Source organism: Curtobacterium sp. ISL-83 (assembly GCF_018613895.1).
Taxonomy (GTDB): Bacteria; Actinomycetota; Actinomycetes; order Actinomycetales; family Microbacteriaceae; genus Curtobacterium.
In genome coordinates this window covers 209,733-233,196 of record NZ_JAGGPH010000011.1, presented here as the reverse complement: position 1 = coordinate 233,196, position 23,464 = coordinate 209,733, and the positions used below count along the sequence as shown (strand labels likewise).

General features: G+C 73.5%; 20 protein-coding genes. 7 read left to right on the top strand and 13 right to left on the bottom strand.

Annotated elements, in window-relative coordinates; all coding sequences use genetic code 11:
• Nucleotides 1-9 precede the first annotated feature (9 nt).
• The 5 genes from hpf to mtrA form a co-directional block, all read right to left on the bottom strand.
• Nucleotides 10-726: a ribosome hibernation-promoting factor, HPF/YfiA family gene (gene hpf, locus J7E22_RS11280; protein ID WP_214981820.1), complete on the bottom strand. Its 717-nt coding sequence runs from the start codon at nucleotides 724-726 to the stop codon at nucleotides 10-12.
• A gap of 183 nt (nucleotides 727-909) precedes the next feature.
• Nucleotides 910-1,692, bottom strand: coding sequence for a ComF family protein (locus J7E22_RS11275; protein WP_214981819.1), 783 nt, complete (start codon nucleotides 1,690-1,692; stop codon nucleotides 910-912).
• Between the two features lie 106 nt (nucleotides 1,693-1,798).
• Nucleotides 1,799-3,508 (bottom strand): GerMN domain-containing protein, encoded by a 1,710-nt coding sequence (locus J7E22_RS11270; RefSeq protein WP_214981818.1) that lies wholly within the window; start codon nucleotides 3,506-3,508, stop codon nucleotides 1,799-1,801.
• On the bottom strand, nucleotides 3,505-5,151 hold the full coding sequence (mtrB, locus tag J7E22_RS11265; RefSeq protein ID WP_251008989.1) for an MtrAB system histidine kinase MtrB: 1,647 nt from the start codon (nucleotides 5,149-5,151) through the stop codon (nucleotides 3,505-3,507). The genes J7E22_RS11270 and mtrB overlap by 4 nt, the downstream gene beginning before the upstream one ends.
• 5 nt (nucleotides 5,152-5,156) lie before the next feature.
• Nucleotides 5,157-5,831 (bottom strand): MtrAB system response regulator MtrA, encoded by a 675-nt coding sequence (gene mtrA, locus J7E22_RS11260; RefSeq protein ID WP_214981817.1) that lies wholly within the window; start codon nucleotides 5,829-5,831, stop codon nucleotides 5,157-5,159.
• Between the two features lie 317 nt (nucleotides 5,832-6,148).
• On the opposite strand from mtrA, the gene J7E22_RS11255 reads away from it, so the two are divergent.
• Genes J7E22_RS11255 through J7E22_RS11235 form a run of 5 tightly spaced genes read left to right on the top strand, consistent with a single transcriptional unit; the run spans nucleotide 6,149 to nucleotide 11,664 of the window.
• Complete coding sequence (locus tag J7E22_RS11255; RefSeq protein WP_214981816.1) at nucleotides 6,149-7,333, top strand: glycerophosphoryl diester phosphodiesterase membrane domain-containing protein; 1,185 nt, start codon at nucleotides 6,149-6,151, stop codon at nucleotides 7,331-7,333.
• Entirely contained in the window at nucleotides 7,324-7,971 is a 648-nt protein-coding gene (locus J7E22_RS11250; protein WP_214981815.1) for a DUF4129 domain-containing protein, read from the top strand. Before J7E22_RS11255 ends, J7E22_RS11250 begins: the two co-directional genes overlap by 10 nt.
• A complete protein-coding gene (locus J7E22_RS11245; RefSeq protein WP_214981814.1) occupies nucleotides 7,968-9,215 on the top strand; it encodes a DUF4350 domain-containing protein in 1,248 nt (415 codons plus the stop codon). Before J7E22_RS11250 ends, J7E22_RS11245 begins: the two co-directional genes overlap by 4 nt.
• Entirely contained in the window at nucleotides 9,212-10,258 is a 1,047-nt protein-coding gene (locus tag J7E22_RS11240; protein WP_214981813.1) for a MoxR family ATPase, read from the top strand. Before J7E22_RS11245 ends, J7E22_RS11240 begins: the two co-directional genes overlap by 4 nt.
• Nucleotides 10,258-11,664, top strand: a complete 1,407-nt coding sequence (locus tag J7E22_RS11235; protein ID WP_214981812.1) for a DUF58 domain-containing protein — start codon at nucleotides 10,258-10,260, stop codon at nucleotides 11,662-11,664. The genes J7E22_RS11240 and J7E22_RS11235 overlap by 1 nt, the downstream gene beginning before the upstream one ends.
• A gap of 30 nt (nucleotides 11,665-11,694) precedes the next feature.
• On the opposite strand, the gene J7E22_RS11230 is transcribed toward J7E22_RS11235, so the two are convergent.
• Nucleotides 11,695-12,690, bottom strand: a complete 996-nt coding sequence (locus J7E22_RS11230; RefSeq protein ID WP_214981811.1) for a stage II sporulation protein M — start codon at nucleotides 12,688-12,690, stop codon at nucleotides 11,695-11,697.
• A 37-nt stretch (nucleotides 12,691-12,727) separates the two neighbouring features.
• Here J7E22_RS11230 and J7E22_RS11225 point away from each other — a divergent pair, with 37 nt between their 5' ends.
• The gene (locus J7E22_RS11225; protein ID WP_214981810.1) at nucleotides 12,728-13,597 is read left to right on the top strand and encodes an RDD family protein; all 870 of its coding nucleotides are present in this window, start codon (nucleotides 12,728-12,730) and stop codon (nucleotides 13,595-13,597) included.
• A 149-nt stretch (nucleotides 13,598-13,746) separates the two neighbouring features.
• On the opposite strand, the gene ahcY is transcribed toward J7E22_RS11225, so the two are convergent.
• Nucleotides 13,747-15,225 carry an adenosylhomocysteinase gene (ahcY, locus tag J7E22_RS11220; RefSeq protein WP_214981809.1) on the bottom strand — a complete coding sequence of 493 codons (1,479 nt, stop codon included), beginning with the start codon at nucleotides 15,223-15,225 and terminating at the stop codon, nucleotides 13,747-13,749.
• A gap of 301 nt (nucleotides 15,226-15,526) precedes the next feature.
• Nucleotides 15,527-15,742, bottom strand: coding sequence for a DUF3499 family protein (locus J7E22_RS11215; protein ID WP_214981808.1), 216 nt, complete (start codon nucleotides 15,740-15,742; stop codon nucleotides 15,527-15,529).
• Between the two features lie 58 nt (nucleotides 15,743-15,800).
• On the opposite strand from J7E22_RS11215, the gene J7E22_RS11210 reads away from it, so the two are divergent.
• Nucleotides 15,801-16,241 carry a metallopeptidase family protein gene (locus J7E22_RS11210; protein ID WP_214981807.1) on the top strand — a complete coding sequence of 147 codons (441 nt, stop codon included), beginning with the start codon at nucleotides 15,801-15,803 and terminating at the stop codon, nucleotides 16,239-16,241.
• A gap of 82 nt (nucleotides 16,242-16,323) precedes the next feature.
• On the opposite strand, the gene J7E22_RS11205 is transcribed toward J7E22_RS11210, so the two are convergent.
• The 5 genes from J7E22_RS11205 to manA form a co-directional block, all read right to left on the bottom strand.
• On the bottom strand, nucleotides 16,324-17,724 hold the full coding sequence (locus J7E22_RS11205; protein ID WP_214981806.1) for a DUF5719 family protein: 1,401 nt from the start codon (nucleotides 17,722-17,724) through the stop codon (nucleotides 16,324-16,326).
• Nucleotides 17,721-20,561 carry a glycosyltransferase family 2 protein gene (locus tag J7E22_RS11200; protein ID WP_214981805.1) on the bottom strand — a complete coding sequence of 947 codons (2,841 nt, stop codon included), beginning with the start codon at nucleotides 20,559-20,561 and terminating at the stop codon, nucleotides 17,721-17,723. The genes J7E22_RS11205 and J7E22_RS11200 overlap by 4 nt, the downstream gene beginning before the upstream one ends.
• A 135-nt stretch (nucleotides 20,562-20,696) precedes the next feature.
• Complete coding sequence (locus J7E22_RS17970; RefSeq protein WP_374193270.1) at nucleotides 20,697-21,029, bottom strand: WhiB family transcriptional regulator; 333 nt, start codon at nucleotides 21,027-21,029, stop codon at nucleotides 20,697-20,699.
• A gap of 188 nt (nucleotides 21,030-21,217) precedes the next feature.
• Complete coding sequence (gene galE, locus J7E22_RS11190; protein ID WP_214981804.1) at nucleotides 21,218-22,180, bottom strand: UDP-glucose 4-epimerase GalE; 963 nt, start codon at nucleotides 22,178-22,180, stop codon at nucleotides 21,218-21,220.
• Nucleotides 22,181-22,233: 53 nt separating this feature from the next.
• Complete coding sequence (gene manA / locus J7E22_RS11185; RefSeq protein ID WP_214981803.1) at nucleotides 22,234-23,442, bottom strand: mannose-6-phosphate isomerase, class I; 1,209 nt, start codon at nucleotides 23,440-23,442, stop codon at nucleotides 22,234-22,236.
• Between the last annotated feature and the right edge of the window lie 22 nt (nucleotides 23,443-23,464).

Here is a 23,464-nt window from a genome sequence, read left to right as displayed (position 1 = left end):
ACGATCGCCTCAGGCGATCGCGGAGGCCGGTTCCTGCTGTTCCTGCTCCTGGTGGACGGACGCCACGGCTGCTCCGGCCTCGCCGTCGAGACCGATCACCCCGTAGTCCCAGCCCTTGCGGCGGTAGACGACGCTCGGCCGGTGCGACTCGGCGTCGACGAACAGGTAGAAGTCGTGTCCGACGAGCTCCATGTAGTACAGCGCGTCGTCCACGGTCATCGGGGAGGCCTCGAACACCTTCTGGCGGATGACGACCGGGCTGTACACCTCGGTGTCGTCCTCGTCCTCCGACGCGACGGCCACCGGGATCGTGCCGGTGGCGACGTCCTCGATGAGCTTGCCGTCGGCCGGCACCACGCCGAGCTGCTCGAAGCCGGTGCCCGCTGCCTCGGCGACGGAGGTGGGGCGGTGCCGCCCGCGGTGCACCTTGCGGCGGTCGCGGGCCCGCCGCAGCCGCTCCATCAGCCGCGCGAACGCGAGGTCGAACGCGGCGTACTTGTCCGACGCCGCAGACTCGGCGCGGACGAGGGGGCCAGGGCCGATCAACGTCAGCTCGATGCGGTCCTCGCCCTGACTGCTGCCCGACTTCTCGTGGTGGCGGCTCACGCGCACCTCGAATGCGAGGGCACGGTCGGCGAGCGCGTCGATCTTCTCGGACTTCTGCTCGACGTAGGTCCGGAATCGGTCGGTGACCCCGACGTTCCGTCCTGTGATCGTCACGTCCATGTGGCGGCTCCCATCCAGCTTCGGCGCGTCGCCTCCGTCCGGCGATCCCGAACGCCTTGCCGCGAGGCTAGACCCGCTGCGGCACCGCCGTCACCCTGTCCCCGCGAGTCGGACGGGACGCCCACCGGACACTCAGCGGACACCGGGCGTTCACGGGGTGGCCAGCAGCGCGTCACCGACGCGTCACCGCTCGACGCTGGCGACCGCGACGCAGCGCACGACGCGTCCGCCTGCCTGCCGGACGGCGCGGACCGCTTCGGCCATCGTCACCCCCGTCGTCACGACGTCGTCGACCACCACGACGTCGCGTCCGGCGACCCCGCTGGCGAGCAGGGACCCGACGGTGGCGTCCACGCGTTCGACCGCCGTGCGCTCCTTCTGCCCGGCACCACGGTCCGATCGACCAAGGGCACGCCGGCCCCGCCAGCCCGACGGGCGCCGTCGCAACCGGGCGACGACACGCTCCCGTCCCGCCCCGGACAGCCCGGACCGCCGGCTCCGGGACGACCACCGCCCGCCGCGGGCCCGGACTCCCCCGCGCGCCAACAGCAACACGACCGGGTCGAACCCGCGCCGACGAGCACCCTGCCGTGACGGCGGGACGCGCAGCAGCACGGTACCGGGCGGTGCCTCGGCGAGCGCCGCCCGCACCAGTGCCCCGTACCGCGCCCCGAGCGGCCGGGCGACGTCGACGCGGCCCCGGAGCTTCAGTTCGAGCAGCAGGGTCCGCACCAGGCCCTCGTACTCCCACGCGGCGTCCAGGCGGACGCCGGCGACGAGCCGGACGCGTCGCGGCCGTCGGTCGAGGTCGGCCCGGCACGCCGGGCAGAGCGCATGGTCGGGGCGCTCGCACCCGAGGCAGCGCACGGGCAGGAACAGGCCGAGGACGGCACGGAACGCGTCTGCCCACGGTGACGGGGTGGCACCGGCGGCCATCGCCGCCGGTGCGGAGGTCGGTTCGTCCATCCCCCCATGCTCGTGGCGACCCGACGGCGGACGGTGGCCGTCCCCGGGAACGGTGGACGGGCCTCCAGTCCGACGCCGCTGTGGAGGAGCGGGGGCCCGGCGCGCGCTACCGCAGGATGCCGAGGACCACCGCCGAGACGCCGGTGGCGTCCCAGCCCCCGCCCGTCGACTGGACGACCGACCCGTCCGCCATCCGCAGCAGCAGCGCACCCCCGCTGCCGCCGGCGATCGCGGTCGCGCGACCCTCCGGACGGGGCAGCGTGCTCGTCTGCCCACCGACGGTCGTCTGGACCACGCTCGGTCCGGTCGCGTCCTGTGCGACCGAGGCGATGTCGACGTCGCTGACCCAGGCGGCGCCGATGGCGTCACCCGTTGCGGCCTGCACGTGCACGGGCGGGCCGAGCGCCACCGGTGTCCGGTCGGAGCCACGGTTGATCGCCATCACGTACAGGCTCGGCCCGTCGTCGGTGTCGAGCAGCGCCAGCGCCCGCGTGGAGTCGCGGGAGACCTGGAACGACACCAGCTTGCCCCGCGGGAGCGTCGTCAGGACCACGTGCGGGTCCCCGCCGAGCCCGTAGGCGGTGACGTGTCGGCTGTCCGACGACCTCGCGGTCCACACGAACCCGAGGTCGTCGATGGACGGTGGGACCAGGTCGCGGTTCGTGTCCACCCGCAGGGACGTGCGGCCGCGGACGACGATGGCGCCGTCACGGTTGCCGACCGCCGCCGTCGTGCCGGACGCCGACAGCGCGATCGACGTCGGTCGCAGCGCCGCGATCGTGTCCCCCAACCCGCTGCCGAGCTTCTGCACGACACCGGTCCCGGGCGCGGCCAGCCCCACGACACCGTGCTGTTCCACGAGCGGACGAGGGTCGACGTCCGGATCGAGCTGCGCGGTGGTGCCGGTGGACTCGGGCACCGAGAAGTTCGCCCCCTCGATGGTCATCGTGACCGACGAGACCGTCGCGACCGAGGCGAGGGACTTGCTGAGCTGCTCCCGCATCCGCAGCTTGTCCTGGGTGCTCGCCCGGAGCGCGTCGCTCGACAGGTCGACCTGGGCCGTGCCGCTGTCGATCGTCACCGCGTTGAGCGAGAGCTGCGTGCCCTCCGGGAAGGACGACACCACGGCGCCCTTCAACCACTCGGCCGGACCGGCGAGCAGCGCGCTGACGATGCGGGTGCTCGTCGACGAGCGTGCGAGGAACCACCGCTCGTCGGGGACGAAGTAGCGGAACGTCGGGTCGAAGAAGTAGAGCGCGTGCTGTTGGAACACGGACTCGAAGCTGACCGGGGTCAGGATGATGCCGTCGGGGGCGTAGGCGATGCGCCACTCGCCGCCCTGCCGGGTGAACTGGAACGTGAGGGTCGACGGGGTGGGCCGGATCGCCTGGGTGTACTCACCGTTGCTGTCGACCGTGGCGCTCGCCGTCATCGTGTAGGTGAGCTCGCGGTCGCCGGCGCGTGCCACCGCCCCGCTGCCCTGACGGATCGTGGTGCTCTGCCGCGGGTTCCACTTCTGCGAGAACCCCGAGGCCAGGAACTGCCGGGCGATGGCGTAGTTGTCCTGCGCGCCCGTGGCGGCCGCGATGAACCCCCGGAGGATCGTGGTCTGGTCCGACCCGCTCGTCGGCCCCTCCGGGCGGAAGTCGACGCCCGAGACGGACTCGTCCTTGATGGTCTGGCCGGTCCGGACGTCGCCGCCGGTCGGGATGGCGGCGCAGGCCGACACGGCGACGAGGGTCAGGGCGGCGAGCGTCACGGCGGCGAGACGGCGGAGCCGTCCGCGTCGCACCGACGGGGTCGCGGGGTGGGTCATGCGTCCTCCCGGACGGCGCGCGGGCCGTCGTACGGTTCGTCGAGGTCGGGCAGCGGGATCGCCGAGGTGACCGGCATCGCGCCCTCGGTCCTCGGCAGCGTGAGCACGAACGTCGAGCCCTCGCCGGGGCGGGACCAGACGTCGATCCGGCCGCCGTGCAGGTTCGCGTCACCGAGGCTGATCGCGAGCCCGAGGCCGGTCCCGCCGATCGTCCGCTTGCGGCTCGGGTCGGCACGCCAGAAGCGGTCGAACACCCGGGCCGCGTCCTCCGGCGGCATGCCCACCCCGTGGTCCCGCACCGCGATGGCGACCGAGCGCGCGTCGCTGTCGACGATGACCTGGACGGGCTTCGCCTCGCCGTGCTCGATCGCGTTGCCGACGAGGTTCCGCACGATGCGCCGCACCCGTTTGGCGTCGAGCTGCATGGTGGTGTGGCCACCGGGGGTCACGAGCTGCAGCTCGATGCCCGCGCGGTCGGCGAGGGGCCGGAACTCGTCGACGATGTCCGTCGCGAGCGCTGCCGGGACGACGGGCTCGGTGTCGAGCTGGACCGCCTGCGCGTCGAACCGGGAGATCTCGAGCAGGTCGGCCAGGAGCATCTCGAACCGCTCCACCTGGGTGTGCAGGAGCTCGGCGGTGCGTCCGATCGCGGGCTCGAACGCGTGCCGGGCGTCGTACAGCACGTCACCTGCGAGCCGGATCGTGGTCAGCGGTGTGCGGAGCTCGTGCGAGACGTCGGACACGAAGCGCTGCTGCACCCGGGAGAGCTCCGCGAGCTGCGTGATCTGCCGACTGACGGCGTCCGCCATGCCGTTGAAGCTCCGGGCGAGGGTGGCGATGTCGTCCTGGCCCTTCACGGGGATGCGCTCGTCGAGTCGTCCGGAGGCGATCTTCCGGCTCGTCTCGGCCGCACCCCGGATCGGCACGACCACGAGTCGCACCACGAGCGAGGTGACCAGGGCGATGAGCACCATCAGCGCCACCCCGCCGATGGAGAGCGTCTGGGACACGAAGTCCAGGGTCTGCTGGGCGTCGGAGAGGTCGTACACCAGGTAGAGCTCGTACTGGCCGGCGCTCGGGATCTGCAGGGTCGACCCGACCGCCAGACCGGGTTGGCGGCCGTGCGCGTCGCGGAGCTGCACGGGTTGCAGGCTGAGCCGCCCGGTGTCCTTCCCGACGGCCTTCCGCAGGTCGTCGGTGATCACCTCGTCCGGGAACCCCGGCGTCACGATGGTCTGCAGGATCTGCGGCGTCGACTGCCCCGGGGTCCGCTCGATCGCGATGCTCGTGCCGCCGGGGCTCGTCGTGTTCGACAGGATCGCCTGCTGCGCGTCGTTCTGCAGCGTCTCGAGCTCGGTCTGGTTGTTGTCCTCGGCGGCGGTCGCGGCGTCGAAGATGCCCTGCGCCACGATGGTCGCCCGCGCGGACTCCGCCTCGATCTGGTCGCGGCGCTGCGCGTAGACGTTGTTCGAGATGCTGATCATCACCGCGGTCCCGATGATCCCGATCGCGAGTCCGGTCGTCATGACCGTGATCGCCACCGAGCGCACCATCAGGGAGCGTCGCCAGAGGTACGCGAGCGCGCGCCATCCCCGGCGCGCCCACCGACGCAGACGCCGCCGCATCCGACCGACGGCGGCCATGGTGCTCAGGCCCCTCCGGCCCGGTACCCGACGCCGCGGACCGTCGTGACGATCTTCGGGTTGTCGGGGTCGTGCTCGATCTTCGCGCGGAGCCGCTGCACGTGCACGTTCACCAGACGGGTGTCGGCCTTGTAGTGGTAGCCCCACACCTGCTCGAGGAGCATCTCGCGCGTGAACACCTGGCTCGGCTTCTCGGCGAGCGCGCGGAGCAGGTCGAACTCGAGCGGCGTCAGCGCGATGACGGCGTCACCCCGACGCACCTCGTGCCCGGGGACGTCGACGGTGAGGTCGCCGGCGTGCAGCACGCTGGCGTCCGAGGCAGTGGGCCGCAACCGGGTGCGGATGCGGGCGACGAGCTCCTTCGGGTTGAAGGGCTTGACGATGTAGTCGTCGGCGCCGTTCTCGAGGCCGGCGACGACGTCCGCGGTGTCGCCCTTCGCCGTGAGCATGATGATCGGCGTCCCGCTCTCGGCCCGGAGGCGCTTGCACACCTCGATGCCGTCGATGCCCGGCAGCATCACGTCGAGGAGCACCAGGTCCGGCTTCGTGCTGTGGAACGCCTCGATGGCGTCGTTGCCGTCGGCGCTGAACTCGGGCTCGTACCCCTCCGAGCGGAGGACGATGCCGATCATCTCGGCGAGGGCCTGGTCGTCGTCGACGACGAGGATGCGCGGTGTCATGTGATGTGGACTCCGTGGTGCGGGCAAGGTGGTGCCGGGTACGGCATCCCTGCTCACGATAGCCGAGGCCCCATCGGGAGACGTTTTCCGCCAGGATGGGACCGTTCGCGTGTCCGCTACGCGATCTCGACGTGAGGGGGCGGGTCATGTCCGGTTGGCAGGTGCCAGGGGGCGCGCAGGACGCGCCGACGCCACGGACAGGAGGCCCACAGGGCCCCGCCACGCCGCCACCGCCCGCCTCGGGGCCGGGCCCACTGCCCGGGCCGTTCCCCGGCCAGGGCTTCCCGCCCGGTCGTCCGCCCGTCGGTTCCCGCCCGGTGATCCCCCTCCGGCCCCTCGGGTTCGGCGATGTCCTCGCCGGCGCGTTCACGGTCTTCCGGCGCAACGCCCGGGTCCTGCTGCTCTGGAGCGTGCTGCTCAGCGGGGTGCTCGGGTTGCTCTCGACCCTGGCCAACGCGTTCACGCAGTCCGCGCTGCAGGCACGGCTCGCCTCGGCGTTCGACGCGCAGTCCGGGGACCCCAGCCCGGTCGTCGCCGGGACGGCCACGCTCGGGCTCGTGCTCGCCGTGGTGCTGCCCTTCCTCACGTACCTCGGTCGTGGCTTCCTGGTCGCTCCGGTCGCGACGGACACCGGACAACGGGTGCTCGGCCGCCGCGCGATGTTCCGCGGCATCTGGGCCCTGCTCGCCGGACGGCGCTGGTCCGTGGTCGCGTGGATGCTGCTGCAGGTCGCGGCCGGTGCGGTGATCGGCGGGATCGTGGTGGTGGTGTTCATCGGGTTCATCGCGGCGCTCGCCGCCGGACGCTCCGGGGTCGGGGGCTTCGTGCTCCTGATCCTCGGGGTGTTCCTCGGGTTCGGGGTCCTCCTCGCCTGGCTCGGCACGCGCTTCGCCTTCACCGTGCCGACGATCGCGCTGGAGGGCCGCGGGGTCTTCTCGGCGGCGGCGCAGTCGTGGCGACTCACCCGGGGCGCGTTCTGGCGGACGTTCGGGATCCTGCTGCTGGTCCAGGCGATGTTCGGGTTCGCCGCGTCGATCGCGGCGCTCCCGCTGAGCATCGGTTCCGCGCTCGCATCCGGCGTGTTCGACCCGCTGAACCAGACCGGCAGGGGCACGGGGACACCGGGCGCGCCGAGCGTCGGCTCGGTGGTCGCGATCGTGATCGGCAGTGTGCTGGTGATCGCGGTGCAGTCGATCACGGACGTCCTGAGCGCGTCGGTCACCACGTTCCTGGCGATCGACCGGCGCATCCGGACCGAAGCGCTCGACCAGCGCATCGCGTCGCACCTGGACACGGGGCAGCCGGCGGACCCGTTCGCGCCGGCTGAACCGGTCGTGCGGGCGCCGTGGAACGGAGCGCAGGGCCCGACGCAGCAGTGGCCCGCCCAGCAGTGGCCCGGGCAACAGTGGCCGGCGCAGCAATGGCCCGGCACCGGCACCGGCCCCGGCCCCGGACCCGGACCTGGACCTGGACCTGGACCTGGACCGCAGCAGTGGCGCTGACCGCGGTCTCACCCGACGAGGCCCGCCGACTGCTCGAACACGAGCTCCAGCGGTCCGAGTACGCCGGCGCACACGTCACCTGGTGGGACCGGGCGTCGCAGGGGTTCTTCGACTGGCTCAGCTCGATCCGACTCGACGGCCTCGGATCCCCGGCCGTCGGCAACACCCTGCTCTGGATCGCCGGCATCGTCCTCGTCGCCGTCGTGGTGCTCGTGGTGGTCGCACGGGGGTTGCCCCGCCGGCGGGCCCGGTCGGCGGCCTCCGACGACCGGGGTGTGTTCGACCCGGACGACCTCCGCTCGGCACGCGACCTCGGTGTGGCGGCCGCTGCCGCCTACCGAGCCGGCGACTGGGACGGCGCCGTGCTCGACGGGTTCCGCGCGTTGGCGCGCGGTCTCGGTGAACGGGATCTGGTCCCCGACCTGCCGGGCGCGACGGCGCGCGCCATCGCCGACCGCGCCTCCCGTCCCTTCCCGACGGCGGCCGGGCGCCTCGAGCACGCCGCGGCCACGTTCGACGCGGTCCGGTACCTCGGCTCCCCCGCTGACCAGACGGCGGCCAGCAGGGTCCTCGAGACCGAGCGGGCGATCCGCGCCGCGCGACCCGCCCGCGCCGACGAGCCGGCGGTGCCCGCGTGAGCGTCACCGCCGTGCGGCCGACCGCACCGCAGCCCGGCGCGCCCGACCGAGCGGGACGACGGCACCGGTTCGGCCCCTGGGTCCTCATCGCCGTGCTCGTCGTCGTGTTCGCCGCGCTCACCGCCGCCGTGCAGGGCCACGACCGCGCGGACCCGACCGCGCTCGACCCGGACTCCGCGACCGCCAGCGGTTCCCGGGCACTCGTCCGCGTGCTCGAGCAGCGCGGCACCCGGGTCGACGTCACGTCCCGGGCGGACGCGGTCGACGGCCGCACCGTGCTCGTCGACGACCCTCGCGGCGTGCTCGACCCCGCCGTCGCACGGCGCATCGCACGCCAGGCCGACCACGTCGTGCTCATCACGTCCGACGCCACGACCCTCGACGCCTTCGGTGTGGGCGCCGAGCCCTCCGCCGACGTCCGCGGACGCGCCACGGTCTCGACGGCCTCCTGCACGATCCCCGCTGCGGCCGCCGCCGGGTCGGTCTCCGCCGCGGGTGCCTCGTACCGCGTCACCGACCGGGCACGGAGCGACGGCGACGTGGAGGTGTGCGCGCCCAGCGGCTCCGGCGACCAGCGTGCGTGGGGGCTCGTGCGTGCGACGACCCCCGGCGGCGACGTCACGGTGCTCGGAACGACCGCGGCGCTCCGGAACGACACCATCACCACGGCCGGCAACGCGGCGCTCGCGCTCGGCCTGCTCGGGAGCGACGACCAGCTGACCTGGTACACGCCGGTTCCGGGCGGCGCCGACGCGGCGCCCGTCCTCGGGGACCTCGCACCGCCGTGGGTGCCGAGCGTCCTGGCATTCCTCGGGCTCACCGCCGTCGCCGCGGCCGTCTGGCGAGGCCGTCGACTCGGCCCCCTCGTCGTCGAACGACTGCCCGTCGTCGTCCGTGCCGCCGAGACGACCGAGGGGCGTGCCCGGCTCTACGCCAGGACGCGCGACCGCACACACGCCCTCGACACGCTGCGGGTCGCGGCGATCCGACGCATCGGACGCGCGCTCGGCCTCCCGCGGTCGGCACACGTCGACGAGGTCGTCCGCGCTGCGGCCCGTGCGACCGGCATCCCGGACGCCCGTGTCGGTGCCGTCCTGGTGGGCGGCCCGGTCCAGGACGACCCTGCCCTCGTCCGGGGTGCCGCGGCACTCGACGACCTCGAACGCGCCGTCCGGCGATCGACCTCCGGCGACCCCGTCGCCTCCTCCGACCACGACCGAGACCGACCAGGAGCACGACCGTGACCGATCTCCCCCCGTCCGCACCGCATCACGCCGCCAGCGACGGAGCGCCGGCACCAGGCGCCGGTACGACCGCGACCGCGACCGCGACCGCGACCGATCCACTCCGGGAGGCGTTCGGTCGCGTCCGGACCGAGGTCGCCAAGGCCGTCGTCGGGCAGGAGGGCGCGGTGTCCGGGATGATCGTCGGCCTGCTCGCGCAGGGCCACGTCCTGCTCGAGGGCGTCCCGGGCGTCGCGAAGACGCTCCTGGTCCGGAGCCTCGCGGCCGCGCTCGACCTCGACACCAAGCGGATCCAGTTCACGCCGGACCTGATGCCGGGCGACGTCACGGGCTCCCTCGTCTTCGACGCCTCGACCGGGTCGTTCCCGTTCCGACCCGGACCGGTGTTCACGAACGTGCTCCTCGCCGACGAGGTGAACCGCACACCCCCGAAGACCCAGTCCGCGTTGCTCGAGGCCATGGAGGAACGCCAGGTCAGCGTCGACGGCGCCGCCCGGGCCCTCCCGGAACCGTTCTTCGTCGCCGCGACGATGAACCCCATCGAGTTCGAGGGCACCTACACGCTGCCCGAAGCGCAGCTCGACCGCTTCCTGGTGAAGCTGACGCTCGACGTCCCCCCGCGTGACGTCGAGTGGCAGATCCTCCGCCGGCACGCCGACGGGTTCGTGCCGCGGGACGTCCGGTCCGCCGGGATCGAGCCGGTCGTGGGCGTCGACCAGGTCCTCCGGGCGCAGCGGGCGGTCCGGGCCGTCGGCGCGCGGGACGACGTGCTCGCCTACATCGTCGACCTGGCGCGGGCCACGCGGCAGGCGCCGTCGGTCCGGGTCGGCGTCAGTCCGCGTGGTGCGACCGCGCTGCTCGCGGCCGCGAAGGCGTGGGCCTGGCTCACCGGGTACGACGCCATCACGCCGGACCACGTGCAGGCGATGGCGCTCCCGGTGTGGCGGCACCGCCTCCGGGTCGGGGCTGACGCCGAGCTCGAGGGCGTCGGCGCGGACGGCGTCCTGCAGCAGGTGCTCGAGCAGGTCCGGGTGCCGATCTAGTGGCCGTGTCGGGCCGCTTCGTCGCGTTCCTCGCGGTCGCCGTCCTGCCGACGGTGCTGTTCGGCAGCGGGTGGGCGGGGATCGCGTGGGTGGCCGTGGTGCTCGCCGCCGCCGGCGTCGACCTGCTCCTCGCCGCCGACCTCGGGCGGGTGCGGGTCGAACGCCGGATGCCCCGGCTGGCACGCCGCGACAGCACCGCCGAGGGCACGCTCGTGCTCGCGAACGACGGGTCGCGCACGCTGCGCGGCGTCGTCCGGGACATGTGGGAACCGTCCGCGGGCCGAGTACCGCGTCGCGTCCGGATGGACGTCCCCGCCGGTGAACGCCGGACCGCCCGGCAACGGTTCGCACCGTTCCGACGCGGCCGACGGCGGAGTGCCGGCGTCGCGGTCCGTGCGTTCGGCCCGCTCGGGCTCGCCGCGCGCCAGCGGGTCGTCGAGACCCCCGGGGAACTCGTCGTCACCCCACCCTTCCGCTCGCGACGGCACCTGCCGTCGCGGCTGGCCCGGCTCCGCGAGCTGGACGGCGAGACCACCCTGCAGCTCCGCGGGCACGGCACGGAGTTCGACTCGTTGCGCGACTACGTCCGGGGCGACGACGTCCGCTCCATCGACTGGCGCGCCACCGCACGGCGACAGGACCTCGTCGTCCGGACGTGGCGGCCCGAACGCGACCGCCGCGTGGTGATCGTGGTCGACGCCGGTCGCGCCGGTGCCGGTCGGGTCGAGGACGAGCCGCGGTTGGACACGTTCATCGAGTCGGCCCTGCTCCTCGGCGCGCTGGCAGCGGCCGCCGGTGACCGCGTGGACCTCGTCGTGCTGGACGACGCCGTCCGCGACCGGGTGCACGGCGCGACCCGGAACGACGTGGTGCAGCGGTTCGGCGAGGTGCTGGCGCTCGCAGAGCCCGGACTCGCCGCGACCGACTGGGGTTCGGTCCCCGCGATCGTCGACCGCATCACGACATCGCGGTCGCTCGTCGTGCTCGCGTCGAGTCTCGACTCCGTCGGGGCATCCGGCGACCTGCTGGCGGTCCTCCCCCGCCTGACCCGACGCCACGCAGTCGTCGTGACGAGCGTCGAGGACCCCGCGGTCGAGCGGATGGCGGGCGGCGCCCTCCGTCCGACCCACGAACCGTCGGCGACCCGCGCGCCGGGCGAGACCGGCGCACCGGCGGTGACCATCCGCGGCCGTGGCCGACGGGGCGGCCGTGCTCCGTTCCTCCCGTCCGGCGCGCAGCGCGACGTCTACCGTCGGGCGGCAGCGGCACGCACGCTGCTGGACGCCGACGGCGTCGCCGACGCAGCCCGTCGTGTCGGCGCGGAGGTCGTCCGGGGGCGGCCGGAGCAGGTCCCGCCACTCGTCGCCGACGCCTACATCCGGGCCAAGGCCACCGGGAGGCTCTGACGCCCCTGCCCGGGCGGCCAGCGCTGGCCGTCAGTCGGCGACCAGCGCGGTGGCGCCCCGGTCGAACTCCTCCAGGTCGCCGCGCTCCCCCGCCCGGTGCGCCCGCCCGCCGAGCACCCACTGGTAGGCGAGCACCGACGCGAGCGCCACGGTCCCGATCGCGATCTTGACCGGCCACGGCCAGGATTGCCGCGTCACGACGCCCTCGACCAACCCGGACAGCAGCAGGGTGAGCGTCAGGCCGATCGCGATGGTGATGAGCGCGCGGCCGTCCTCCGCGAGTGCCTGCGCGCGGGTCCGCGACCCCGGGGCGACCCAGGACCAGAAGATCATCAGCCCGGCCGCGCCGGCGAGGAAGACCGAGTACAGCTCGAGCTGGCCGTGCGGGGCGATGTAGAGGAAGAAGTCCCCCAGTCGACCCTGCGAGTGCATGATCGCCGCGGAGACCCCGAGCCCGATGGCGTTCTGTGCGATCGAGTACGGGACGAACAGCCCGGTGATCCCGAACGCCACCATGCTCGCCGCGATGTACGCGTTGTTCGTCCACACCTGCGCCGTGAACGCTCCGAGCCCGTGGGCCGAGTAGTAGCCGACGAAGTCCTGCGTCGCGTACCGCCGGAGCGCCGCGGGCGTGCCGAACGTCTCGACCGCACCCGGGGTCGAGGCGATCCACACCCCCACGACGACCGCGACGACCGCCGTCGCGGCGGCGACCCAGATCGTGAGCCAGCGGATCCGGTAGAGCGCGGCCGGCAGCTGGAGCGTGAAGAACGTCGCCACGGCGGTGAGCGGATCGACGGGTGTCCCCGTGAAGCGCAACCGCGCGCGGAACAGGGTGAGCGAGAGGCGGTCCCCCGTCGTCGTCCGGGCCGCCGCACCGCGGATGCGCGCGAGGTCGGTCGCGGCCTCCTGGTACCCGGCGAGGAGCCGGTCCACGTCGGCGCCGCTGGTGTGGCGTGCCCGCGCGAGGCGGTCGAGTTCCTGCCACCGGTCACGGTGCACCTCGGCGTAGGCGTCCAGATCCATTCGTCTCCCCCGTCGTCGCGTCCGACAGAATGGTCCCATGCCGAAGACCCGCGTGCCGCGCGACCTCGCCGATGCCCGGTTCGTCCGCGCGCTCGACGACACCGACGACGAGCTCGTCGTCGGTGAGGCCGTCGCCCTCGACGTCCAACCGGCCGGCATCGCACTCCGGCTGACCGCGGCGCTCCTGGACGGGGTGTGCCTGATCGCCCTGTACCTGATGCTGCTCATCGGGACGGCACGGCTCCTGCCCGACGCCGGCGACGCGGCGTGGACCGCGGTGGCGAGCATCGCGATGCTCGTCGGCGTCCTCGTGCTGGTTCCCGCCGCGGTCGAGACGGTGACGCGGGGCAAGAGCGTGGGCCGCTACGCCACCGGGACCCGGGTCGTGCGGCTCGACGGCGGCTCGATCACGTTCCGGCACGCGTTCGCCCGGGCACTCGTCGGGATGCTCGAGCTCTGGGGGTCACTCGGCTCGATCGCGTTGCTCGTCGCGCTGTTCGGGTCGCGACCACGGCGCCTCGGGGACCTGCTCGCCGGGACGTTCGTGCAGCACGAGCGGCTGCCCAAGCGTCGGGAGCCCGAGGTCCACCTGCCACCGGAGCTCACCGCGTGGGCCGGGGTCGCGGACGTCTCACGCCTGCCCCAGCGCCTCGAGAACCGACTCGGGGCGTTCTTCCGCGGAGCCGCCGACCTGCGCCCCGAGCTCCGGGAGGGCGCGGCCCGGTCCCTCGCGGCGGCCGTCGCGGAGTACGCGCACCCGGTGCCGCCGGTGCCGCCCGAGGTGTTCCTGGCCGGGGTCGCCGTCCTCCGGCGCGAGCGGGACCTGCGGGCGCTGCGCAGCCGAGCCGACACGCTCGGCGCGGCCGCGCGCACGGCGACGGCGCGGCCTCCGGGCTTCCCCCGCTGACGCTGGCGACGCGCGGGCGCGGTTCGCTGACACGGTTCGAACCACGTTTCCGACATCGAACCGGCGTTCACGCCTGGTTCGATGTCGGAATCGCGGTTCGATGCGGCGCCCGGCGCCCGGCGCGCCGCCGCGGCCGCGGCCCGCGCCGCTCAGTACCGGTAGTGCTCGGGCTTGTACGGCCCCTCGACCGCGACACCGATGTAGGCGGCCTGCTCCGGCCGGAGCGCCGTCAACTGCACGCCCAACGCGTCGAGGTGCAGCCGCGCCACCTTCTCATCGAGGTGCTTGGGGAGCACGTACACGCCCGTCGGGTACTCCTCGCGGCGGGTGTGGAGCTCGATCTGCGCGAGCACCTGGTTCGTGAACGAGTTGCTCATCACGAACGACGGGTGCCCGGTGGCGTTGCCGAGGTTCATCAGTCGGCCCTCGGACAGCACCAGGATCGAGCGCCCGGTCGGGAGCCGCCACTCGTGCACCTGCGGCTTGATCTCGACCTTCTCGACGCCCGGCAGGGCCTCCAGCCCGGCCATGTCGATCTCGTTGTCGAAGTGGCCGACGTTCGCGACGATCGCCAGGTGCTTCAGGGCGAGCATCTCGTCGACGCCCACGACCCCGAGGTTGCCCGTGCAGGTGACCACGATGTCGACGATGCCCGCGACGTCCGCCAGCCGCGCGACCTGGTAGCCGTCCATCGCGGCCTGCAGCGCGCAGATCGGGTCGACCTCGGACACGATGACGCGCGCACCCTGCCCGCGGAGCGCCTCGGCGGCGCCCTTGCCGACGTCGCCGTACCCGACGACGAACGCGACCTTGCCGCCGATCAGGACGTCGGTCGCACGGTTCAGTCCGTCGGGCAGCGAGTGCCGGATGCCGTACTTGTTGTCGAACTTCGACTTCGTGACGGAGTCGTTGACGTTGATCGCGGGGAACTTCAGCTCGCCGTTCCGCGCCAGCTCGTACAGGCGGTGGACACCGGTCGTGGTCTCCTCCGTCACGCCCTGGATCTCCGCGGCGATGCGGGTCCAGCGGTCCGTGGACTCCTCGAGCGAGGCGGCGACGGTCGCCAGCACGATCTTCCACTCGGCGCTCGCGTCGGCGTCGGCGACCGGAGCGACCCCGGCGGCCTCGGCGTCGGCGCCGGTGTGCACGAGCATCGTGGCGTCACCGCCGTCGTCCAGGATGAGGTTCGGGCCCGCCCAGTCGGCTCCGGCCTCGGCGGCTTCGGCGCTCCAGTCGAAGATGCGGCTCGTGCACCACCAGTACTCCTCGAGCGTCTCGCCCTTCCACGCGAACACCGGGACACCGGCGGGGGCGTCCGGGGTGCCGGTCGGGCCGACGGCGACGGCGGCGGCGGCTTCGTCCTGCGTCGAGAAGATGTTGCAGCTCGCCCAGCGCACCTGCGCGCCGAGCGCGACGAGCGTCTCGATCAGGACGGCGGTCTGCACCGTCATGTGGAGCGAGCCGGCGATGCGGGCACCGGCGAGCGGCTGCGAGGCGCCGAACTCCTCGCGCAGGGACATCAGACCCGGCATCTCGTTCTCGGCGAGGCGGATCTGGTGGCGACCGGCCTCGGCCAGGGAGAGGTCGGCGACGCGGAACGGGACGGCGGTCTGGGTTTCGCTGGGCATGCACCCAGTCTCCCACGCGCACACCGCTGGGCCCTGTGCGCGATGGCGCGGTACCGCACCGCTCGGGGCGACCGGCCTGGAGGCACGGATCACCTCAGCGGGGTCCGTCGCGTCGGCAGGACGGTCGTCCGGGTGACGCGTGCCGGCAAGACCAGGCGAGCCGACCAGGCGGCGGGCCAGGCGGCGGGCCAGGGCGCGCACCAGGCGAGCACGGTCGGACGAAGCCGACCGCACGGAGGACGCAGGTCGACCTGCTCACGCGGGTCGCGCCTCCCGGCCGCACGCCGCAGGCGCTCGTCCGTCAGGACGCGTCGCGCGGCAGGCGCTCCCGCCGGACGATCTGCCACCCGCGGGGCACCCGCAGGGAGGCCGCGTGCCGACCACAGAGGTCGTACCCGTGCGGCTCGACGCGGGTCGACAGCGGTCCGATCACGACCATCGAGTCGGCGTAGTCGTACGTCAGGGTCGCCCCAGCGCTCGCGCCACACGCGACCTTGCTGCAGATCCGTACGTCCATACCGCTGTCGACCCTACCGGCCGCCGTGCGGCAGGGCCCGCGCGCGTACGATGTGGGGATGCGCCGCAAGCCCCGACTCGTCACGCCCGTCGACCGCGGTCGGGGTCGGTCCCGGCACGGCCGGGGTGGCCGGTCGAGCGTCACCGGACCGGACCTCGCCCCCGTGATCACCCGGGCCGAGGCCTTCGACCGGACCGTCGGCGACACCGCGCACTACCTGCTGCAGCTCTGGCCGGAGGAGCTCCACGGTGTGGTCTTCCAGGTCGCGGACATGCCGACGGACGCCTCCCAGCCGGACGAACTGCCGCGGTGGCGCGTCGACCACGAGGGCCGTCGCGTGACCCTCTTCCGGATCCCGGTCGAGCGCGTGAACCGGAGCCCGGAGAAGGACGACGCCGACCGTCGGATCATCATCGAGACCGCGGTGTTCCGGGCCGTCGGGGAGCTCATCGACAAGGACCCCTGGGACCTCGCACCGGACCGCTACCGGCACTGGTGACCCGAACCGATCAGACTGACCCGCGCCACGCGGGCGACATCGGGTTCCTGGCTCGTAGCCCGGACGCGGGGCGCGGCGGCGCTCAGGGGTAGACGCGCACCGGTGTCGAGACCTCGGTCGCGGCTCGCACTGGGAACCCGGCGATCCCGTCGCCGCCCATGTAGGTGACCCCGGCGACCAGGCCGTCGGTCCCGGTCAGCACGAGCTGCTTCGCCGTCGGCACGATGAGCGTGTTCGTCCCGCCCGAGACCACGGACACCCGCTGCTGCTCGTCGCCCGAACGGATCGTGACCTGCGCGTCCGACCGGGTCGGGTTCACGAGCGTCAGGCGCTGGTTCTCTCCCGGCGCGAGCGCCGTGATCGCGCTGCGGCCGAGCGGTTCGGCCGACGCGAACCAGCCGAGGTCGCTCTGCCCGGCATCGGTGGGTGCCGTGGTGCGCACCCCGGCGACGATCGGCTGGGTCGAGGTCACCGTGAACGAGTAGCGGCCGTCCGGGAAGTCGTCGAGCGCGACGTCCGTGACCACACCGGCCTCCGCCGTGGCGTTCACGGTGGACCCGCCGCCGTCCGAGGTGGTGATGCCGAGCGTGACCCGGGCCGCCGTCGCGCCCGGCACGAAGAGCCGGACGATCGGCACGGCGTCGGCGGTGTCGCCGCCCCGCTGCGTCTGCTCCGCGCCCTGCAGCACGACGCCGGGGACGATCTGCGTCCGCGACGGAGCAGCGCTCCCGGACACGATGTCGAACCCGCCGGGCGTCAGCGTGCGGACGACGGTCTCCTGCATGTGCGCGACGATCTGGCCGCCGGAGGACACGACGTGCACGACCGTGGAGCCCTGGTTCGAGACGAAGCCCGACAGGGGGACGACCTTCTGCGTGTTCGGGGCCACGACGATGCCGGCCGTCCCCGGGGCGCTCACGATGCCGTTCGCGTCGTACACGGACAGGTCGACGGTGGCGTTCACGTCGGTCGGGTTCGACAGCGTGATGAGGCTCGTGCGGCCGGTCTCCGTCGAGCCGCCGACCAGCCACGTGGACTGGGACGGGTCGTCGCACGAGGCCGCGCCCGCACCGACCAGGTCACCGCTCGAGACGCTCTGGTAGCTGCTGCCGGCGACCTGCGGGGTCGTCCGGCCGGCCGGTGCGGTCAGGAGGCGCGGGTTGCTCCCGCCGGTGCTCGACGGGTCAAGCGAGGTCCGTTCGACCGTGGACCCGGTGGTCGCGGTGGCGACCGTCGGGCTGCCGACCGCGCTCGCCTTCGTGGCGTCGTTGCCCGCGTCGTCGGAGAGCCGCAGGGCGCTGCCCGCGCAGACCCGCTCGGCGTCGGCGGCCACGGGCGTGACGGTGCGACCGGCGGGACGGCCCGGTTCGCTCGTGGTGCCGATCGCGTGCGCCGCGGTGATGGTGCCGGCGGCGACGACGACGGCGACGGCGGTCGCGGTCCCGCGGACGAGCCAGCGGCGGACGGACCCAGGCGTGCTCATTCGTCGCGCTCCTCGTCGAAGGTGGTGGCGGGTTCCTCGGCCTCGAGGACGTTCGAGGTGGCGCGGCGCCGTCGCGGTGCGGTCGGCACGGCGAGCAGGGCCGCCGCGCCGAACACGATGCCGAGGACGACGAGGTACAGGACGTGCGTGGCCGTGGCCGCGGCCGAGCCGGTCGTGGTGCGGTCGACCGTGCCGTCGTAGTGGAACAGCTGACCGTTGGTCGTCTCACCGATGCTCGTGAACAGGGCGTTCTGGCCGATCGCTCCGGCCGCGCGGTCGTGCACCGCCTGCGCGTCACCGTTCCGGCCATCGGCGTCGTCGAGCAGGATGAAGCTGATGCCGAGCTCCCGCAGCGCCGGTCGAGGGTCGTACCCGCTCCGGCTCGCCAGGTTGCCGGCGAGGGTGGCCAGGCGGGCGCCGGACCGGCTGAGCGTCAGCGCGGTGGCGTCCAGCGTGGACTGGTCGTCCAGCGTCGAGCCCTGGCCGCGCTCGAGGGACACCGCGAGCGACCCGTCGTCCTGCGGGTCGACGACCAGCGTGCCGACGTCCGGGTTGGCCTGCGCTTCGGCGTTCACGTACGCGCTGAGCACCCGCCCGCTCGTCGGTTGGATGACCGCCGTGTGCAGGTAGAACGCGGCGAAGGCCGGTGCGACGGCGACGGCCGCGAGGACCGTCGCGACGAGACCGGCGACGGGGGCGGCCTTCGGCAGGACGTCGAGCCCGATGCACGCTGCGGCGACGACCGCGAGCCAGTACACGCTCAGCGCGCTCCCGGGCCAGACGATCGTCGTCGTCGAACCGACCCCGGTGACGGTGAGGTGCGTGGCGGCGAACGCAGTGGCGTACCCGAGGAGCGCGAGGACGAGCACCGCGCCCGCGACGGCCCATCGGTGCCCGAGCATCGCGCCGATCGCGGCGGCGGCGACCGGCAGCGCGAGCACCGCCATCAGGACGGGGAGCACGGTCACGACGACCGCGAGCGTCGATATCGCCGGCAGCCAGCCGCTCCAGTCGGGCAGGGGCTGCCCCATCGCGAGCTGCAGTGCCGACGGCGCACGGGTCGCGCTCGGCACCCCGGGGTCGGCGAACACCGCGAGCACGTTGCCCCTGGCCACCTGGGCCAGGACGAGCGGCAGGAACAGCACGGCGGCAGGTACCGGGATGAACACCCGACGGTGCGCCCGACGCCAGCCGACGACGAGTGCGACTAGCCAGGCGACGAGCAGGACCGGGATCAGCGACGGCGCCGCGGCCGCGACGACGGCGAACAGGATCGAGGCTCCGGATGCCCAGGCCCACGACCGGTGGGCGTCCAGGACGGCCAGGAACAGCCACGGCAGCAGGACGTGTGCGATCACGGCACCGAGGTGCCCGGTCGTGACGGCGCCGACGAGCGCGGGTGCGACCGTGTAGAGCACCGCGCCGATGACCGGCACCCAGGTGCGCGTGGTCACCTTCCGGACCGCGAACCAGGCGCCCGTGGCGGACAGGGGGAACGCCAGGAGCATGACGAGGACCACCGAGGTCGACGGCGACCAGAAGGTGATCGAGCCGAGGACGGCGACGACCGCGGCGAACGGGTCGGAGGGTCCGGTGAACCCGGTCCCGAGGGAGTGCCAGCCGTACCCGACGTTCTGCCAGAGCCGCCCGACGTCCGTGCTGAGCGGCAGGAGTCCGCCACCGGTGAGCGCGGGCGAGCCCAACAGCGGGAACAGGCTGACGACGCTGAGGACCGCGGCTCCGAGCACGACCCAGACGCCGCCGTTGCTCAGGAACGAGGCGCGGGCGATCGGGGCGTCCTCGACCCGGGCGAGCTCGACGTCCCGCGTGGTCGTGCGGTGCTCGTGGACCCGTCGCCAGCTCACCCGCAGCGGTTCGACGGCCGCCCAGCCGAGCGAGCGGTTCCGCGCCAGCGTGGCCCGCGCGCGACGGACACCACCGCCGAACGCGACGGCGAACGCGGCCGCGAGCTCGCCGGTCACCGCGGCCGGGTGCTTCGCGACGAGGTGCCCGATCGCGCGGAGCACGGCGAGCGGCACGAGCATGAGCCAGTGGAACCAGAGGGTGCCGGCGGAGGCGTACGTCAGGCGGCGGTGGAGCTGCGCCTGCCGGTGCATGCGCACGCGGCGCCCCTCGGACACGCGCTTGCGGCCGAACTCCTCGATCGGCCCGGCACTCGTCACGCGCGCCTCGGGCACGACGGCGACGCGGTGCCCCGCCAACCGGACCCGGACGCAGAAGTCGAGTGCCGCGTCGACGTCCGGCAGCGCCGGGTCGAAGCCGCCGAGCTCCACCCACACCGAGCGTCGCACGAGCATGCCGCCGGCCGCGACGCCGAGGACGTCCGTGTGCCGGTCGTGCTGCCCCTGGTCGAGTTCGTCCTGCACGAGCGCGATGGACCGACCCGCGCGCGTCATGCTCTCGCCGAACGCGCGGAGGCGGCTGGGCTCGTCGGGGTCGACGAGCTTCGGACCCGCCACCGCGACCGACGGCGCGATCTCGACGGCGGCGAGCATCGCCTCGAGGGCGGTCGGCGCCGGCGCGTTGTCGTGACCGAGGATCCAGAGCCACTCGTCGGCGGGCACGTCGGGGTCGGCGGGCTGGGTGCTCCGCTCCCCCTGGAGCACCGCGTCCCCGAACGACCGACCACCGGGCAGGCGGACGAGCTGCGCGGATCCGCCGAACGAGAGCTCGGCGGTCGATCCGTCGGTCGTGCCGACGTCCACGACCACGAGGTCGTCGGGGTGCCGGGTCTGGGCCGCGAGGGCGTCCAGGGTCCGGTCGAGGTGGTCCGCACCGTTGGCGGCGACGAGGATCGCGGTGACTCTGGGCTGCATGACGGGCGTCACTCTACGGGCCGGGAGGCACGGTGCCGGTCGGCGACGGCGGCGCGGCGTGAACCTGTGGGGACGATCACCGCGCGGCTCCTGACGGAGCCGGGACGCGCCTCCAGGCCGTGCCTGCGCTCGTGCTTACGCCCTCTTGCGCAGCTTCCGGCGCTCGCGCTCGGACAGGCCGCCCCAGATGCCGAAGCGCTCGTCGTTCTCGAGCGCGTACTCGAGGCACTGCGCCCGGACCTCGCACGACGTGCAGATCTTCTTCGCCTCGCGCGTGGAGCCGCCCTTCTCGGGGAAGAACGCCTCCGGGTCGGTCTGCGCACACAGCGAGTCGACCTGCCAGGCGAGCGGGTTGTCCCCGTCGTCCGCCTCCGGCCGCCGCACACCCGGGACGCCGAGCGCCACGGGGTCGACGTGCCAGTCCTCCGGAACCCCCGCGTGGAAGTCGGAACCGTTCACCCTGATCACCCCTGACGTCTCGATAACGGGACCATGCCGACGATGCCGTTGCCTGTAATTACAGCCGTGTCATTCGTCAGAGTCAAGTCGCGGATCATAAGAGACCCGACCCACTTCGGCGTGTCATGTCCCCCGTCTGGGCGTGTCGCCCCCGTTCTGTCCGGGTTCCGGGGGACCGGATCACCGCCCGGATCGGCTCAGGAAGCGCTCCGCCGTGCTTCCCACGCGCTCGTGACCATGTCGTCGAGGGTGTGGCGCATCGCCCAGTCCAGGTCGCGCGCTGCTGCCTCGCCCGTGGCCACGATGCGCGCCGGGTCTCCCGGACGGCGGGGCGCGACCTCCGGCTCGAACGCGATGCCGGTGCCCGCTGCCATCGCGTCCATGATCTGCCGCACGCTGACACCGTCGCCGCTGCCGAGGTTGTACGCGCGGTCGAGCGGCTCGCCCGCCTCGAGCTTCTGCGCCGCCACCGCGTGCGAGTGCGCCAGGTCCGCGACGTGGATGTAGTCGCGCACGCAGGTGCCGTCCGGTGTCGCGTAGTCGTCGCCGTTGATGCGGGGTGTGCGGCCGGCCAGCAGGGCGTCGAACACGAGCGGGAAGAGGTTGTGGGGGCTCGCGTCGTACAGGTCGCGTTCGCCCGACCCGACCACGTTGAAGTAGCGCAGGGACGTCGTCGTGAAGCCGCGGGCGACCTCCATGTCGCGGAGGAGCCACTCCCCGATCAGCTTCGACTCGCCGTACGGCGACTCCGGGGCCTTCGGGGTGTCCTCGACCACGACGTCGACGTCCGGGGTGCCGTAGACCGCGGCACTCGACGAGAACACGACCTTCGTGACGTCGTTGTCGGCCATCGCGCGCAGGAGCGTCGCCGTGCCCGTCACGTTCTGCTCGTAGGTGTGCAGCGGACGCTCCACCGACACCCCGGCGTACTTGAAGCCCGCGACGTGCACGACGCCCGTGACGGCGTGGTCGCGCAGGGTCCGCGACACCAGGTCGCCGTCGAGGATCGAGCCCTCGACGAACGCGACGTCGTCGGGCACGAAGGCACGGAACCCGCTGGACAGGTCGTCCAGTGCGACGGTGTCGATGCCCGCCGTTCGCAGCGCTCGGACGACATGGGACCCGATGTACCCGGCACCGCCGGTGACCAGCCAACTCATGCTCGACACGCTATCGGACGGCAGGGAGCCGGACGCGGCTGTACCGTGCGTGTTCACGCACCCGTCGCGATGAACACCGCCGAGGTCAGGTCCGGGGAGCCGTCGGCCTCGACCGTGACGTCGCCCTCGTCCGGCGTGATGAAGCAGGCCTCGCCCCGACGGAGGAGCGTCGCGGACGTCGCCCCGACCAGGGTGACGGCGCCCTCGGTGCACACCGCGATGGACGGGCCGACGAGCGGCGCCACCCCGCCGGCAGCGGGTCCCGTCGGTCGGCCGCCACCGGTCACCCGGATCAGGGCGTAGCCGACGTCCGCCGGCGCGAACCGGTCGACGCCGGGCGCGAGGTGCTCCGGCTCGAGGAGCGGCGCCGGGTAGGCGGTGAAGTCGAGCACGCGCAGCAGTTCGGGCACGTCGACGTGCTTCGGGGTCAGGCCGCCGCGGAGCACGTTGTCGGACGGCGCCATGAGCTCGATCCCGAGCCCGTCGAGGTAGGCGTGGATGTTGCCGGCGGGCAGGTACATCGCCTGGCCGGCGGAGAGGGTCACCCGGTGCATGAGGAGCGAGACCACGACCCCCGGGTCGCCGGGGTAGCTCCGGGCGAGGTCCCGCACGGTCGCCGTGTTCGGGGTCGCGAGGGCGTCGTCGAGGGTCGCGGCGAGGTCCCCGGCCGCCTGCACGATGGCGAGCGCCGACGGGTCCGCGGTCTCGAGCCACCGCACCGTGTCCTCCAGGCCGTGCTGCAGGTGCACCATGAGCGCGCCGAGTCGGCCGGTGTCCTGGTCGAGCACGTCGACGTCGGCGAGGGTCTCGGCCACCGGCCGGAAGCCGCTGAGCGCTTCGAACCGGTCGCTCAGCGCGACGACGAGCTCCGGCTTCGGGAACGGGTCCTTGTAGTTGCGGGCCGGGTCGTCCAGCGCGATCCCCGCGGCGTCCTCGCGCTCGTAGCCCTCCCGCGCCTGCTCCGGCGTGGGGTGCGCCTGCAGGGACAGGGGCGCCGCCGCCGCGAGGACCTTGAGGAGGAACGGCAGGCCGGTCCGACCCGCGCCGAGCGCGGTCTCGGGCTCGGCCCCGATCCAGTCGAGCAGGGTGTCCGCGCCGCCGACGGTCGCGGGGTTCACGACCACGCTCGGGCTGCCCGGGTGCGCGCCGAGCCAGAGCTCCGCCTGCGGGGCCCCCGTGACGGTGCGACCGAGGAGCTCCGGGATCGCGGTGACGGAGCCCCAGGCGTAGTCGCGGGGCGTGTTCGTGATGCCGAGGAACATGGGCCAGAGCCTATCTGCGCTC

What these genes read in the sequence shown, in the direction of transcription:
- hpf (WP_214981820.1), bottom strand. Translation starts at nt 726, where the DNA reads ATGGACGTGACGATCACAGGACGGAACGTCGGGGTCACCGACCGATTC.
- J7E22_RS11275 (WP_214981819.1), bottom strand. Translation starts at nt 1,692, where the DNA reads ATGGACGAACCGACCTCCGCACCGGCGGCGATGGCCGCCGGTGCCACC.
- J7E22_RS11270 (WP_214981818.1), bottom strand. Translation starts at nt 3,508, where the DNA reads ATGACCCACCCCGCGACCCCGTCGGTGCGACGCGGACGGCTCCGCCGT.
- mtrB (WP_251008989.1), bottom strand. Translation starts at nt 5,151, where the DNA reads ATGGCCGCCGTCGGTCGGATGCGGCGGCGTCTGCGTCGGTGGGCGCGC.
- mtrA (WP_214981817.1), bottom strand. Translation starts at nt 5,831, where the DNA reads ATGACACCGCGCATCCTCGTCGTCGACGACGACCAGGCCCTCGCCGAG.
- J7E22_RS11230 (WP_214981811.1), bottom strand. Translation starts at nt 12,690, where the DNA reads ATGGATCTGGACGCCTACGCCGAGGTGCACCGTGACCGGTGGCAGGAA.
- J7E22_RS11225 (WP_214981810.1), top strand. Translation starts at nt 12,728, where the DNA reads ATGCCGAAGACCCGCGTGCCGCGCGACCTCGCCGATGCCCGGTTCGTC.
- ahcY (WP_214981809.1), bottom strand. Translation starts at nt 15,225, where the DNA reads ATGCCCAGCGAAACCCAGACCGCCGTCCCGTTCCGCGTCGCCGACCTC.
- J7E22_RS11215 (WP_214981808.1), bottom strand. Translation starts at nt 15,742, where the DNA reads ATGGACGTACGGATCTGCAGCAAGGTCGCGTGTGGCGCGAGCGCTGGG.
- J7E22_RS11210 (WP_214981807.1), top strand. Translation starts at nt 15,801, where the DNA reads ATGCGCCGCAAGCCCCGACTCGTCACGCCCGTCGACCGCGGTCGGGGT.
- J7E22_RS11205 (WP_214981806.1), bottom strand. Translation starts at nt 17,724, where the DNA reads ATGAGCACGCCTGGGTCCGTCCGCCGCTGGCTCGTCCGCGGGACCGCG.
- J7E22_RS11200 (WP_214981805.1), bottom strand. Translation starts at nt 20,561, where the DNA reads ATGCAGCCCAGAGTCACCGCGATCCTCGTCGCCGCCAACGGTGCGGAC.
- galE (WP_214981804.1), bottom strand. Translation starts at nt 22,180, where the DNA reads ATGAGTTGGCTGGTCACCGGCGGTGCCGGGTACATCGGGTCCCATGTC.
- manA (WP_214981803.1), bottom strand. Translation starts at nt 23,442, where the DNA reads ATGTTCCTCGGCATCACGAACACGCCCCGCGACTACGCCTGGGGCTCC.